Here is a 13,595-nt window from a genome sequence, read left to right on the forward strand (position 1 = left end):
TGCTCCGGGCATAATGCTGCCTCCGGCCAGTGGGCCGAGACCGACAAGGATCGTCGATGCGCAAACCCCTATCGCTCTACCACCCCTGGCTCTACTGGCTGCGGGTCTGGCAACGGCGTCTCTGGCGGCACTGCCGCTGGCGTCTTGGCGGCCGTCGCTACGTGCGGCTGCCATCGGTCGACGAGCGCCTGCCGTACCGCTACATCAGGCATACCTCGAAGCTGATTCGGCGCCTCGGCGACAGCGACCTCGCCCTGCAACGCAACAAGGTGGTCAACCTGCGCCTGGCGGTGGACTGCATGAACGGCGTGCGTATCGGCCCCGGCGAGTACTTCTCGTTCTGCCGGCTGGTCGGTCGGCCCAGCGCCCGGCGTGGCTTCGTCGAAGGTATGGAGTTGTCCTTCGGCGAGGCGCGCAGCGGAATCGGCGGCGGCATCTGTCAACTGAGCAACCTGATCCACTGGATGGCCCTGCATTCCCCGCTGCGCGTGGTGGAGCGGGCCAACCACAGCTTCGACCCGTTTCCCGACGAGGGACGGATCCTGCCGTTCGGCTCGGGCGCGGCGATCTTCTACAACTTCATCGACCTGGTGCTGCACAATCCGACGGCGGATACCTTCCAGCTGCGCTTCCATATCGCCGCCCACCAACTGGAAGGTGAACTGCTGTGCAGCGCGCCGCGCCCTGTGCGCTACCACGTCTACGAGAGGTCCCAGCGCTTTGTCCGCGATGGCGATGCGGTGCTGAGGCTCAACGAGATCTGGCGCGACATCCGGGAAAAGGGCCAGGCCGGCACCCTGCTGGCCAGCGAGTGCCTGTACCGCAACCGGGTGCGCGTGAAGTATCCGGTGGAAGAGGCCCGCCTGTCCCGAGATTGACAAGCGCGGCGGGCTTTTCTACGGTTCCGCGGCCACAGGCTGTCGGCGACCTTCTGAAAAAGGCCGGACGACTTTTTCAGTACCGAGACAGGGGGTTCCATGACCGATAACGACGACCGCATCAAGCTCGAGGCGAGTTGGAAGGAAGCGCTGCGCGAGGAATTCGACAAGCCCTACATGAAGCAACTGGGCGAGTTCCTGCGCCAGGAGAAGGCCGCCGGCAAGGCGATCTTTCCGCCCGGGCCATTGATCTTCAACGCGCTGAACACCACGCCGCTGGAGAACGTCAAGGTGGTGATCATCGGCCAGGATCCCTACCACGGACCCGGCCAGGCCCACGGCCTGTGCTTCTCGGTGCAGCCCGGCGTGCCGACGCCGCCGTCCTTGCAGAACATCTACAAGGAACTCAACCGCGACCTGAACATCCCGATTCCCAACAACGGCTACCTGCAGCGCTGGGCGGAGCAGGGCGTGCTGTTGCTCAACACCTCCCTGACCGTCGAACAGGCCAAGGCCGGCTCCCACGCCAATGCCGGCTGGCAGCCGTTCACCGACCGCGTGATCGAGGTGGTCAACGAGCGTTGCGAGCGCCTGGTGTTCCTGCTCTGGGGCAGCCACGCGCAGAGCAAGCAGAAGCTGATCGACCCGCAGCGCCACCTGATCCTCAAGTCGGCGCACCCGTCGCCGTTGTCGGCCTACCGCGGCTTCCTCGGCAACGGCCATTTCAGCCGCACCAACAAGTTCCTCGAGCAGAACGGCAAGACGCCTATCGACTGGTCGCTGCCGGACCTCTGAAGGCCGCTGTCGCCCAGCTCTACACATGGTGGGCGCCGCTGCTTGCCTCTGGCCGCGCCCGGAATAAAAAAAGCCCGCACGAGGCGGGCTGGAAAACGCCACACTTCCGGTGTGGCGGCGTGGCTCGATCAGCCGGCGCGCTTCCTCCAGTAGCGGAAGCACGGCTCGGCGAGAAACAGCACCAGCAATAGCCTCAGTACCTGCAAGGCGGTGACCAGCGGCACCGAGAGCTGCAAGGCTTCGGCGGTCAGGCTCAGCTCGGCGATGCCGCCGGGCATCATGCCGAGCATCAGCGACTGGTGGTCGAGGGTGGTCAGCCAGCCGAGCAACTCGGCGGCGAGCGCCGCGGCGAACATCATCCACAGCGTGCAGACCAGGGTGCGACTGACGAAGGCTGGAGCGCTGCGGAAGAAGCTGCGGTTGAAATGGCAGCCCAGGGCGCTGCCGATCAGCCATTGGCCGACGCCGCTGGAACCGGCCGGCAGGCCGATATGCAGGTCGAAGCCGAGGCTGACGCCGGCCGCCAGCAGCAGCGGGCCGAGCAGCCAGGGATTGGGCTGGCGCAACTTCTGCCAGCCCAGCGCGACCAGCGCCCCGGCCGGGAACAGCAGCGCCAGCCAGTGCCAGTCCACCGGCGCGGCCTGGTGCGGGCCTGGCTGGCCGCCGCCGAGCAGGTACTGGAACGCCGCCGGCACCAGCAGCACTACCAGCAACAGGCGCAGGCTCTGCGCTGCGGCGACGCGGCTGAGCACCGCGCCGTGGCGCTGCCCGAGGTTGACCATCTCGCTGGCACCACCGGGCATGCTTGCGAAGAACGCGGTGGCGCGGTCCTCGCCGCTGCGGCGCATGAAGGCGATCGCCAGCACGCTGGAAAGCGTGGTGGCCACGGCGCCGAAGACGATGATCGCGCTATGCGCCAGCACTTGCTCGATCACTGCCGGGGTGAAGTGCAGGCCGATGCCGATGCCGACGATCCACTGCCCGCACTTGCGTGCCCCCGGCACTTCGGCCAGCGGCAGGTCGGCCAGGCAACGCACCAGCATCACCGTCAGCAGCGAGCCGATCATCCACGGCAGCGGCCAGCCGACCAGGCTTGCCAGCCAGCCGCCAAGGGCGCCCACCAGTGGCGTCGCCCAGTACAGCCGCCAGGTGACGCGCTCAGGCATCGGCCAGCCCTGTCGCGCGACGGGCCGCGCGGCGGCGCCAGGCGCGGACCAGCGGCAACAGCAGCATTACCACCACCAGTGCCCAGGTCACCAGGCTGATCGGGCTCGACCAGAGGATGCCCAGTTCACCGTTGGAGATCGACAGCGCGCGGCGCAGGTTCTGCTCCATCAGTCCACCGAGGATGAAGCCCAGCAGCAGCGGCGAGAGCGGGAAGTCGAGCTTGCGCAGGATATAGCCGATCACGCCGATGCCGACCATCAGGAACAGGTCGAAGGTGGTCGCATGCACGCCGTACACGCCGATCCCGGTGATGATCGCGATGGCCGGCACCAGGGCCCAGTTCGGCACCGCGAGGATGCGGGTGAAGACGCGGACCATCGGCACGTTGAGGATGATCAGCATGACGTTGGCGATGAACAGCGAGGCGATCAGGCCCCAGACGATGTCCGGTTGCTGCTGGAACAGCAGCGGGCCGGGAGTGATGTTGTACAGGGTCAGGGCGCCGATCATCACCGCGGTGGTGCCCGAGCCGGGCACGCCGAGGGTCAGCATCGGCACCATGGCGCCGCAGGCGGAGGCGCCGATGGCGGTCTCGGGAGCGGCCAGGCCGCGCATGTCGCCCTTGCCGAACTCGCCCTTGGCACCGGCCAGCTTCTTCTCGGTCATATAGGCCACCGCGCTGGCCAGGGTCGCGCCGGCGCCGGGCAGTACGCCCATGACGAAACCGAGCAGACCGCAGCGCAGGTTGACCAGGAATACGCTGGCGGCCTCCTTGAAGTTGAACAGCATGCGTCCGGTGGCTTTCACCGCTTCCTGGCCGTGGTGGGTCTTCTCCAGCAGCAGGAGGATCTCGCTGACCGAGAACAGGCCCAGCACTAGGACCACGAACTGGATGCCGTCGGCGAGGTGGATGCTGTCCCCGGTGAAGCGGTACACGCCGCTGTTGGCGTCGATCCCGACGCTCGACAGGAACAGCCCGAGCAGCGCCGCCAGCAGGGTCTTCAGCGGGCGGTCGCCGGCCATCCCGCCGAGGCAGACGATGGCGAACACCATGAGCACGAAATATTCCGCCGGACCGAAGGCGATCGCCCACTTGGCCAGCAGCGGGGCGAACAGGACCATCCCGCAGGTGGCGATGAAAGCACCGATGAACGAACTCCAGGCCGACAGCGACAGGGCCACGCCGGCCAGGCCCTTGCGTGCCATCGGGTAGCCGTCGAGGGTGGTCATCACGGTCGAGGCTTCGCCGGGGATGTTGAGCAGGATCGAGCTGATCCGCCCGCCGTATTCGCAGCCCAGGTACACGGCGGCGAGCAGGATCAGTGCGGTTTCCGGCGGCAGGCCGAGGGCGAAGGCCACCGGGATCAGCAGTGCCACGCCGTTGATCGGACCGAGGCCTGGCAGCAGGCCTACGATAGTGCCGATCAGGGTGCCGATCAGCGCGGTGATCAGGTTGGTCGGCGTCATCGCGACGCCGAAGCCCTGGCCGAGGTAGTTCAAGGTTTCCATCACGAAGTCCTCACAGCGGCAGGAAGTCGAGAACGCCCAGCGGCAGCGGGACGTCCAGGGCGCGGTCGAACAGCCAGTAGAGGCCGATCCCGAGCAGGCTCGCGGTGACCACCGCAGGGATTGGCCGGGCGCCGTAGAGAATGGCCATGCAGGAGCCGACCAGGGCGGCGCTGAGGATGAAGCCGAGCGTTTCGAACAGGCCGGCGAACACCAGCAGCAGGGCGATGCAGGCGAGCACCTTGAGCAGCACGGCGCCGCCCAGCGGTTGTTCGTCCTCGGCGTGGCGGATCGGCGTCGGCCGCGCGATCAGCCAGGCCAGGCCGGCGCCCATCAGCGCCAGGCAGAGCAGCGGGTAGGCGCGCGGGCCGACGGGTTCGTAGGAAAACGGCGCCTGGTAACGCCAGCCGGCGACCGCCAGGCCGACGCAGGCGAGCAGCCAGAGCCCGGCGAACAGGCGCTGGTACAGGTTGGAACGGGTCATGGGAGGATCCTCGTGGCGCGGCCGGGGGCCGGCCGCGCGCGGGCTGGCTTACTGGATCAGGCCGAAGTCCTTGGCCAATTGCTTGTACTGCTGGACCTGCTGCTTCACGTAGCCGTCGAGTTCCTCGCCGGTCATGGCGAAGGGGAACAACTCGCGCTGGTCGCGCAGCTTGGCGAAGTCCTCGGAGGCCAGCAGTTGGTCGAAGGCGTTCTTCCACCAGGCGTAGTCTTCGTCGCTGACCTTCGGCCCGAGGTAGAAACCGCGAACCACCGGCCAGACGATGTCGTAGCCCTGTTCCTTGGCGGTAGGGATGTTGGCCATCGCCGCCTCCGGCAGGCGTTCTTCGGAGAACACCGCGAGCAGGCGCATGTCGCCGCTGAGGATGTGCGGCATGGAGTCGGAAATATCGGTGCTGCCGACCTGGATGTGCCCACCGAGCAGCGCGGTGGCGATCTCGCCGCCGCCTTCCAGGGCCACGTAGCGCAGGTCGCGCGGATTGATCCCGGCGGCCTTGGCGATCAGCGCGGTCTGCATCCAGTCCTGGCTGCCGACGGTGCCGCCGGAGCCGATCACCACCTTGCTCGGGTCGGCCTTGAGCGCCTTCACCAGGTCGTCGAGGTTCTTGTAGGGCGAGTCGGTGCGCACCGCGATGGCGCCGTAGCTGGTGCCGATGGCGGCCAGCCATTTCACCGCATTCTCGTCGAAGCGGCCGAACTTGCCCTGGGCCAGGTTCAGCAGCGAGCCGCTGGAGAAGGCGGTGATGGTGCCGGCGTCGCCCGGGCGCTGGGCGACCACCGCGTTATAGGCGACCGCGCCGACGCCGCCGGGCATGTAGGTGACGCGCATCGGCTTGCTCAGCAGCTTGGCCTCGACCAGAGCGCTCTGGGCCAGCTTGCAGGTGAGGTCGAAACCACCGCCGGGGGACGCCGGGGCGATACATTCGGGACGCTTGGGTTCGGCCACGGCGGCGCCGGCCAGCAGCAGGCCGGCGGCAACCAAGGCGAGGGGACGAAAAGACAGTTTCATCATCATCGGTGCTCCTGGGGAGTTCTTGTTCTGGCTTACCAGATCGGCAGGGTATAGCTGACGATCAGGCGGTTCTCATCGATGTCGCGGGTGAAATTGGAACGGAAGGTCGCGTTGCGCCAGCGGACTCCGAGGTTCTTCAGCGCGCCGCTCTGGAACACGTACTGCAGTTCGGTGTTGCGTTCCCATTCGCGGCCTTCGCCGCGTTGCCCGGAGAGCTCGACATTGTCGCCCTTGACGTAGCGGGTCATGAAGGTCAGGCCGGGAATGCCGAGGCCGACGAAGTCGTAGTCGTAGCGCAGTTGCCAGGAACGCTCCTTGGGGCCGGCGAAGTCGTTGACCTGGACGAAGTTGACCAGGTACGGGTTGCTGCCTTCCAGGTAGGGGAAGGCGTCGTCGCCGTTCATTCGCTGCCAGGCCGCGCCGAAGGCATGGTTGCCAAGGCTGTAGGTAAACATGCCGTTGAGCGACTTGTTGTCGATGCCGCCGGCCTTGGCCGAGCCGCTGTCGGTGCTGCGGGCGAAGCGCAGGTCGCTGGTCAGTTCGCCGGGACCGATCGGCCAGCTGTGCAGCAGGCCGACGAAGTGCTGGCGGTAGACGTCCTGCAGGTTGCTGTAGTGATAGCTGGCGGTGAGTTGGTCGGTGAGCTTGTAGTCCAGTCCGCCGAGGTCGAAGTGATCGGCGCTGACCCCGGCGAAGCGGCCGTTCTTGTCGTTCAGCGCGAGGTCCTCGGAGTCGCTGGAGTCGCGGATCTTGGTCTTTTCCAGGCGCCCGGCGGTGAAGCCGAGGTCCTTGATCTCCTTCGAGGTGAGCAGCGCGCCTTCGAATATCTGCGGGAAGATCCGCCCGTTGTTCGGTTGTACCGATGGCAGTTTCGGAATCAGCGTGCCGACCTTCAGCTCGCTCTGCGAGACCTTGACCTTGGCGGTCAGGCCCAGTTTCGAGTAGGTGTCCGGCGCGCGGCCGTCGGAATCCTTCGGCAGCAGTCCGGTACCGCTGCGGCCGCGGCCGGAGTCGAGCTTGACGCCGAGCATGCCCATGGCGTCGAGGCCGAAGCCGACGGTGCCCTGGGTGTAGCCGGACTGCAGGTTGAGGATGAAGCCTTGCGCCCACTCCTCGCGCTTGGACTGGCCGGGGCCGTCGCGGAAGTCGCGGTTCATGTAGAAGTTGCGGGTTTCCAGGCTGGCCTTGCTGTCGTCGAGGAAGCCGGCGGCGTTGCCCAGGGGCTTGATGCCGGCGAGCACGACGGCGGTGGTGGTCAGGGTGGTGCTGCGGGACGAACGTACAGACCTTGCGGCCTGCGGCAGGGAAGTCGACATGCAGTGGTCTCCGATTCTTGTTCTTGTACGCCGAGCACCACGCTGCAGGGCGTTTTGGCGGACGATCTGCGCCGTCCATCGGCTGATCCTAAGACGCCAAGCTTTCGCCAGGCTTTCAGCCATCCCCGGTGGCAGAGAAGCCATTTACCGGAGGGTTTTCCCCGGTACACTTCGCCTCTTGTGCCCTCATCCGGTGGTGGAGAACCGTCCATGCGCATCCTTCTGGTGGAAGATCATCCGCAGCTCGCCGAAAGCGTGGTCCAGGCGCTCAAGGGCGCCGGCTGGACGGTAGACCTGCTGCAGGACGGGGTGGCCGCCGACCTGGCCCTGGCCAGCGAGGAGTACGCCCTGGCGATCCTCGACGTCGGCCTGCCGCGGATGGACGGCTTCGAGGTGCTGGCGCGCCTGCGCGGGCGCGGCAAGACCCTGCCGGTGCTGATGCTGACTGCGCGCGGCGAGGTGAAGGACCGGGTGCACGGCCTCAATCTCGGCGCCGACGACTACCTGGCCAAGCCTTTCGAACTGTCCGAGCTGGAGGCGCGGGTCAAGGCCCTGCTGCGCCGCAGCGTGCTCGGCGGCGAACAGTTGCAGCGCTGCGGCGCCCTGGTCTACGACCTCGGCACCCGGCGCTTCAGCCTCGACGAGCAGCCGCTGACCCTGACCTCGCGGGAACAGGCGGTGCTGGAAGCGATGATCGCCCGTCCGGGGCGGGTGATGAGCAAGGAGCAACTGGCTGCCCAGGTCTTCGGCCTGGACGAGGAGGCCAGCGCCGACGCCATCGAGATCTACGTCCACCGCCTACGCAAGAAGCTGGAAGGCGGCGCCGTGCGCATCGTCACCTTCCGCGGCCTCGGCTACCTGCTGGAGGCGCAGGGTGACTGATGCCGGCAGCCTGCGCGGACGGCTGCTGCTGTGGCTGGCCCTGCTCCTGCTGCTGGTGCTCCTGGCGAGCGGCCTGAGCGCCTACTGGAACGGCCGCGAGGTGGCCGACACCGCCTACGACCGGACCTTGCTGGCCTCGGCGCGGGCGATCGCCGACGGGCTCTACGAGAAGGACGGCACCCTGCGCGCCGACGTCCCCTACGTGGCGCTGGATACCTTCGCCTACGACAGCGCCGGGCGGATCTTCTACCAGGTCAACGACATCCACGGTCGGATGATCTCCGGCTACGAGAATCTTCCGGCGGCACCTGCCGATGCCCTGCGCACCGACGACTACCCGGCCCTGGCCAAGTTCTACGATGGCGTCTACCAGGGCGTCGACGTACGCGTGGTGAGCCTGCTGCAACCGGTCAGCGAACCGAGCATGAGCGGCATGGCGGAGATCCGCGTGGCGGAGACCGAAGGCGCCCGCGAGCGCATGGCGCGCAGCCTGATGACCGATACCCTGCTGCGCCTGGGCGTCCTCGGCGTCGGCGCGCTGGTGCTGGTGTGGCTGGCGGTGAGCGCCGCGCTGCGTCCGCTGGATCGCCTGCGCCGCGGGGTGGAAGAGCGCCAGCCGGACGACCTGCGGCCGTTGCCGATGCTGGAGGTCCAACATGAGCTGCGGCCGCTGGTGGAGTCGCTGAACCACTTCACCCAGCGCCTGCGCAGCCTGTTCGAGCGGCAGTCGCAGTTCATCGCCGATGCCGCCCACGAGTTGCGCACGCCGCTGGCGGCGCTCAAGGCGCGCCTGGAACTGGGCCTGCGCGAGCAGGAGCCGGAGGCCTGGCGTTCGACCCTGGAGACCACGGCGAAGAACACCGACCGCCTGATCCACCTGGCCAACCAGTTGCTGTCCCTGGCACGTATCGAAAGCGGCGCCCAGGCCATTGCCGAGGGTGGCGCCGAGCGCATCGACCTGACCGCCCTGGCCCGGGAACTGGGCCTGGCGCTGGCGCCGCTGGCCTATGCGCGGGGAGCCTCGCTGGCGCTGGAAAGCGCCGGGCCGGTGTGGATCCAGGGTGAACCGACGCTGCTCAACGAATTGCTCAGCAACCTGCTGGACAACGCGCTGGCGCACACCCCGCAGGGCGGCAACGTGATCCTCAGGGTGCTGGAGGGGGGAGTGCTGGAAGTGGAAGACGATGGTCCGGGAATTCCCGCCGCCGACCGCGAGCGGGTCTTCCAGCGCTTCTACCGGCGCGGCGACAGCCCCGGCAGCGGCCTGGGACTGGCAATCGTCGGCGAGGTCTGCCGGGCGCACCGGGCGCAGATCCAGCTCGACCAGGGCGAACTGGGTGGCTTGCTGGTGCGGGTGCGCTTCCCGGCGGAGTAGGGAGGGCCTATTGCAGCATGCTGGTGGCTGCTTCCAGGGCGCTGGAGAGGTCCTCGTCTTCCTTCATGTCGACGGTCGGCTCGAGGCCGAGCTTGGCGAACGCCGGGATCTGGCTCCAGTCCAGGCGGGTATAGGGATGCTCGCTGCCAAGGTAACTCTGTAGGGTGGCGACCTGGACCAGGTCGGTATAGTCGGCGCGCGGCGAGTTGCGGGTGAAGTCCAGGTGCTGGCGCGGGACCTCGGCGATCGGCGCGGGGAAATCCCAGGCCTTGAGGATGCGCTCGCCGATCAGCGGATGGATGCGCTCGATCACATGGCTCAGGCTGATGGAGTCCGACAGCAGCTCGTTGTGATCCTCGGCGTAGGTGAGGATCGGCAGCACGCCGATCTGGTGCACCAGCCCGGCCAGGGTCGCCTGGTCCGGCGCCAGGCGCGTGTAGTGACGGGCCAGCACGTGGCAGATGCCGGCGATCTCGGTGCTCTTGTTCCAGACTTCGCGCATCTTGCGGTCGACCACGTCGGTGGTGGCCTGGAACATCTGCTCCATGGCCAAGCCGGTGGCCAGGTTGCAGGTGTAGTTGATGCCCAGCCGGCTGATCGCCATCTGCAGGTCGGTGATTTCCTTCGGGCTGCGCAGCAGCGGACTGTTCACCACGCGGATGATGCGCGCGGTCAGCGCCGCGTCGTTGCCGATCACCTTGCTCAGGGCCTGGATGCTGACATCCGGGTCTTCCGCCGCCTCGCGGACCTGCAGGGCCACCTCGGGCAGGGTCGGCAGCACCAGTTCATCCTGATCGATGGCGCGGATCAGGTCCTGTTGGACTTTGTCGGCAAGCTTGCTCATGGCATTTCCTTTGAAAACGCAATGGCCGGAGCACGCTCTACGTGCACCGGCCATGGGAATACTGGCGGGCCGTCCGCGGACGGCGAGGCACAGTTTACGGTCAGCGCTGGATTTCGCGGTCGCTGTCCAGCGTGTAAGGCAGATTGAGGAGGACGAGCGGCGCTCCTTCGGCGCTTCCGAGGCTGATCCGGCCGTCGGCGACGGCGTCGTCCTGCAGCACGGCGAGCAATTCCACGCTGTTCTCCGGCGTACGGGCGGCCAGTACCACTTCGCCGACGCTGGTGGAATGGACTGGCGAGAACAGCCCGGTGCCGGGCGCCGGCAGCTCGTCTGCGTCCAGCGCCAGGCGATACAGGCGGCGCTTGAGGCGGCCGAGATACTGCATGCGGGCGACGATTTCCTGGCCGGTATAGCAGCCCTTCTTGAAGCTGACCCCGCCGACCGCCTGCAGGTTGATCATCTGTGGGATGAACAGCTCGCGGGTAGCGCCGAACACCTGGCCGATGCCTGCGCGCACCTGGCCGAGCAGCCAATCGTCGAGCGGCGCCTCGCGGCTGTGCTCGCGGAGCGTGGCAAGCACCGCCTCGGCGCGCTGCGCCGGAACCCATAGCTCGACGCGGGCGTCGCCCAGGGCGACGGCGAGCAGGTCGCCGTGGCGGGCGATCCTGCCGCTCTCCGCCGGGGTGTCTATCCCCAGGGCGCGCAGTGCCTCGCTGGCGTCGCGCAAGCCTATGCGGAGCCAGGCTGCGCTCTCGTCGGCAAGGCTGGCCTTGGAGAATACGGCGTATTTCTTCAGGTCCGCCAACTGGGCCTCGAGCAGCTCGCCGGCCATCGCCAGCAGCAGGCCGTCGCCCTCGGGCAGGATGCGGAAGCTCGATAGCAGGCGGCCCTTGATGTTGCAGCGGCCGCCGAGGCTGGAGGTTTCGTCGTTCAGGTAGGCGAGGTTGCAGGTCAACTGGCCCTGGAGGAACTTGGCGGCGTCCGGGCCGCGGACGGCGAGGATGCCTTCATGGACTAGCGGGGTGTGGAAAGCGGGGTCGGCCATTGCGATGCTGCGCGGTCAGTCAGTCAGGACCGTCATCATAGAACTCGGTCCGAGGCTTGTCAGCGGGCAAGAATGCCTGGCGCATCCGCCTTGACGGTTGTCGGAGACTTCCGAGGCCGCTGTCGGCATGGGCCTGCGTCCCGCGCGGATACCCTTGGTTTGCCGAGCAATACGACCAAGGGCGGACGCCGGCAGAGCGACGCCTCGTCATCGGGCCGCGCCATTCGAGCGCAACCGCCCTATAATGCCGGGCGTTTTCGAGGAGCCCGAACATGGCAGATGAAACCGAACTGAAACGACTCTACTGGCACAGCCGTCGCGGCATGCTGGAACTGGATGTGCTGCTGGTGCCTTTCGTGCAGGAGGTTTACCCGGGCCTGGACGCCGAGGACCAGGCGCGCTTCCGCAAGCTGCTGGAGTGCGAGGACCAGGACATGTTCGGTTGGTTCATGCAGCGCGGCGAGCCGGAAGACGCCGACCTGCGGCGGATGGTGCGGATGATCCTGGACCGTGTCCAGCCGGATTGATCCGTTCGAATGCCGCTGGCGGGTTTCTCCGATCCTGCTGGCGGCGAGCCTGGCACTGTGGGCCCTGGCGCTGCTGTCGATCCTGCTGGCGGCGCTGCCGGTCTGGCTGAAGCCGCCGCTGGCGCTGGTCTGCCTCGCCTACGGTGCCTGGGGGCTGTACCACCAGGTACTGCTGCGCGGCTCGCGCTCCTTTCGTGGGTTGCGCCATGACGAGCGGGGCTGGCAGCTTTGGAGCGCCGGAAGCGGCTGGCAAGCGGTGCAATTGCGCGCTGACAGCCTGGCGCTGCCCTGGCTGATCGTACTGCGTGTGCGCCTGCCGGGCGGCTGGCGCACACTTGGTTGCTGTATCCCGGCCGATGCGTTGGGCGCCGACAGCCATCGGCGCCTGCGTGTCCGTCTGCGCTTCAGTCGCCGTAGATGGGCGGCACCAGGATAGTGTCGCGGGCCTCGGGCAGCAGGTCCGGATAATCCAGCGTGTAGTGCAGGCCCCGGCTTTCGCGGCGCTGCATGGCCGAGCGGATGATCAGTTCGGCGACCAACGCCAGGTTGCGCAACTCGATCAGGTCGCGGCTGACCTTGTAGTTGCTGTAGAACTCGTCGATCTCGCTGAGCAGCAGGCGCACCCGGTGCTGGGCGCGCTGCAGGCGCTTGTTGGTGCGCACGATACCGACGTAGTCCCACATGAAACGCCGCAGTTCGTCCCAGTTGTGCGCGATGATCACGTCCTCGTCGGAGTCGGTGACCTGGCTGGCGTCCCAGCTCGGCAGGCTTTCCGGCAGTGGCGTGCCGGGCAGGCGCTGGAGCATGTCGGCGGCGGCAGAGCGGGCATAGACGAAGCATTCCAGCAGCGAATTGCTGGCCATGCGGTTGGCGCCGTGCAGACCGGTGAAGGTGGTCTCGCCGATGGCGTAGAGGCCCGGCACGTCGGTATGCCCGTGCTGGTCGACGAGCACGCCGCCGCAGGTATAGTGGGCGGCCGGCACTACCGGGATCGGTTGCTGGGTAATGTCGATGCCGAAGTCCAGGCAGCGCTCGTAGACGGTGGGGAAGTGCGCCTTGATGAACTCGGCCGGCTTGTGGCTGATGTCCAGGTAGACGCAGTCGATCCCCAGGCGCTTCATTTCATGGTCGATGGCGCGGGCCACGATGTCCCGGGGCGCCAGTTCGCCACGCGGGTCGAAGCGCGGCATGAAACGCTCGCCATTGGGCAGGCGGAGCAGGGCGCCTTCGCCGCGCAATGCCTCGGTGATCAGGAAACTCTTGGCCTGCGGGTGGTACAGGCAGGTCGGGTGGAACTGGTTGAACTCCAGGTTGCCGACCCGGCAACCGGCGCGCCAGGCCATGGCGATGCCGTCGCCGGAGTTGCCATCGGGATTGCTGGTATAAAGGTAGACCTTGCTCGCGCCGCCGGAGGCCAGCACGGTGAAGCGGGCACGGAAGGTATCGACTTCGCCGCTTTCCCGATTCAGCACGTAGGCGCCCAGGCAGCGCTTGCTCGGCAGGCCGAGCTTGCGCTCGGTGATCAGGTCGACCGCCACCCGCTGCGACAGCAGCTCGATGTTCGGTCGCCGACGGGCCTGGGCCAGCAGGGTATTGAAGATCGCGGCGCCGGTGGCGTCGGCGGCATGGATGATGCGCCGGTGGCTGTGCCCGCCTTCGCGGGTCAGGTGGTATTCGAAGCTGCCTTCCTCGTGGTTGTGCTGCTCGTCGCGGGTGAAGGGCACCCCCTGTTCGATCAGCCACTGGA

14 protein-coding genes are annotated in these 13,595 nt (G+C 67.3%); 6 read left to right on the forward strand and 8 right to left on the reverse strand.

Annotation, left to right across the window (positions count from 1 at the left end; all coding sequences use genetic code 11):
• Nucleotides 1-56: 56 nt before the first annotated feature.
• Both HMPREF2886_RS09850 and ung read left to right on the forward strand, forming a co-directional pair.
• Nucleotides 57-878, forward strand: coding sequence for a VanW family protein (locus HMPREF2886_RS09850; RefSeq protein WP_033978431.1), 822 nt, complete (start codon nucleotides 57-59; stop codon nucleotides 876-878).
• Between the two features lie 99 nt (nucleotides 879-977).
• Nucleotides 978-1,673, forward strand: a complete 696-nt coding sequence (ung, locus tag HMPREF2886_RS09855) for a uracil-DNA glycosylase (protein WP_003085510.1) — start codon at nucleotides 978-980, stop codon at nucleotides 1,671-1,673.
• 128 nt (nucleotides 1,674-1,801) lie between these two features.
• On the opposite strand, the gene HMPREF2886_RS09860 is transcribed toward ung, so the two are convergent.
• The 5 genes from HMPREF2886_RS09860 to HMPREF2886_RS09880 are packed head-to-tail and all read right to left on the reverse strand — an operon-like array spanning nucleotide 1,802 to nucleotide 7,175.
• Nucleotides 1,802-2,839 carry an AbrB family transcriptional regulator gene (locus HMPREF2886_RS09860; RefSeq protein ID WP_033972521.1) on the reverse strand — a complete coding sequence of 346 codons (1,038 nt, stop codon included), beginning with the start codon at nucleotides 2,837-2,839 and terminating at the stop codon, nucleotides 1,802-1,804.
• Complete coding sequence (locus tag HMPREF2886_RS09865; RefSeq protein ID WP_003120784.1) at nucleotides 2,832-4,349, reverse strand: tripartite tricarboxylate transporter permease; 1,518 nt, start codon at nucleotides 4,347-4,349, stop codon at nucleotides 2,832-2,834. Before HMPREF2886_RS09865 ends, HMPREF2886_RS09860 begins: the two co-directional genes overlap by 8 nt.
• Nucleotides 4,350-4,359: 10 nt before the next feature.
• Nucleotides 4,360-4,830, reverse strand: a complete 471-nt coding sequence (locus HMPREF2886_RS09870; RefSeq protein ID WP_003101933.1) for a tripartite tricarboxylate transporter TctB family protein — start codon at nucleotides 4,828-4,830, stop codon at nucleotides 4,360-4,362.
• A 48-nt stretch (nucleotides 4,831-4,878) separates the two neighbouring features.
• A complete protein-coding gene (locus HMPREF2886_RS09875) occupies nucleotides 4,879-5,862 on the reverse strand; it encodes a tripartite tricarboxylate transporter substrate binding protein (protein ID WP_003085519.1) in 984 nt (327 codons plus the stop codon).
• A gap of 29 nt (nucleotides 5,863-5,891) precedes the next feature.
• Nucleotides 5,892-7,175, reverse strand: coding sequence for an OprD family porin (locus HMPREF2886_RS09880; RefSeq protein WP_070747215.1), 1,284 nt, complete (start codon nucleotides 7,173-7,175; stop codon nucleotides 5,892-5,894).
• A 210-nt stretch (nucleotides 7,176-7,385) separates the two neighbouring features.
• On the opposite strand from HMPREF2886_RS09880, the gene HMPREF2886_RS09885 reads away from it, so the two are divergent.
• Both HMPREF2886_RS09885 and HMPREF2886_RS09890 read left to right on the forward strand, forming a co-directional pair.
• On the forward strand, nucleotides 7,386-8,057 hold the full coding sequence (locus HMPREF2886_RS09885) for a response regulator (RefSeq protein WP_003085524.1): 672 nt from the start codon (nucleotides 7,386-7,388) through the stop codon (nucleotides 8,055-8,057).
• Nucleotides 8,050-9,432: a sensor histidine kinase gene (locus HMPREF2886_RS09890; RefSeq protein WP_070747217.1), complete on the forward strand. Its 1,383-nt coding sequence runs from the start codon at nucleotides 8,050-8,052 to the stop codon at nucleotides 9,430-9,432. The genes HMPREF2886_RS09885 and HMPREF2886_RS09890 overlap by 8 nt, the downstream gene beginning before the upstream one ends.
• 7 nt (nucleotides 9,433-9,439) lie before the next feature.
• Here HMPREF2886_RS09890 and HMPREF2886_RS09895 read toward each other — a convergent pair whose 3' ends face one another.
• Together HMPREF2886_RS09895 and HMPREF2886_RS09900 are read right to left on the reverse strand one after the other, a co-directional pair.
• Nucleotides 9,440-10,276 (reverse strand): HDOD domain-containing protein, encoded by an 837-nt coding sequence (locus HMPREF2886_RS09895; RefSeq protein ID WP_003085528.1) that lies wholly within the window; start codon nucleotides 10,274-10,276, stop codon nucleotides 9,440-9,442.
• A gap of 100 nt (nucleotides 10,277-10,376) precedes the next feature.
• Nucleotides 10,377-11,321, reverse strand: coding sequence for a CAF17-like 4Fe-4S cluster assembly/insertion protein YgfZ (locus HMPREF2886_RS09900; protein ID WP_033978434.1), 945 nt, complete (start codon nucleotides 11,319-11,321; stop codon nucleotides 10,377-10,379).
• A gap of 272 nt (nucleotides 11,322-11,593) precedes the next feature.
• Between HMPREF2886_RS09900 and HMPREF2886_RS09905 the strand changes: the two genes are divergently transcribed.
• Together HMPREF2886_RS09905 and HMPREF2886_RS09910 are read left to right on the forward strand one after the other, a co-directional pair.
• Complete coding sequence (locus tag HMPREF2886_RS09905) at nucleotides 11,594-11,848, forward strand: FAD assembly factor SdhE (protein ID WP_003085532.1); 255 nt, start codon at nucleotides 11,594-11,596, stop codon at nucleotides 11,846-11,848.
• Complete coding sequence (locus HMPREF2886_RS09910) at nucleotides 11,832-12,284, forward strand: protein YgfX (RefSeq protein WP_033978436.1); 453 nt, start codon at nucleotides 11,832-11,834, stop codon at nucleotides 12,282-12,284. Before HMPREF2886_RS09905 ends, HMPREF2886_RS09910 begins: the two co-directional genes overlap by 17 nt.
• Here the strand turns inward: HMPREF2886_RS09910 and nadB are convergent.
• On the reverse strand, nucleotides 12,253-13,595 hold a 1,343-nt coding region (nadB, locus tag HMPREF2886_RS09915), incomplete at its 5' end, for an L-aspartate oxidase (RefSeq protein WP_070747219.1). The genes HMPREF2886_RS09910 and nadB overlap by 32 nt on opposite strands.

The sequence above is a fragment of the Pseudomonas sp. HMSC066A08 genome (assembly GCF_001813025.1).
Lineage (GTDB): Bacteria > Pseudomonadota > Gammaproteobacteria > Pseudomonadales > Pseudomonadaceae > Pseudomonas > Pseudomonas aeruginosa.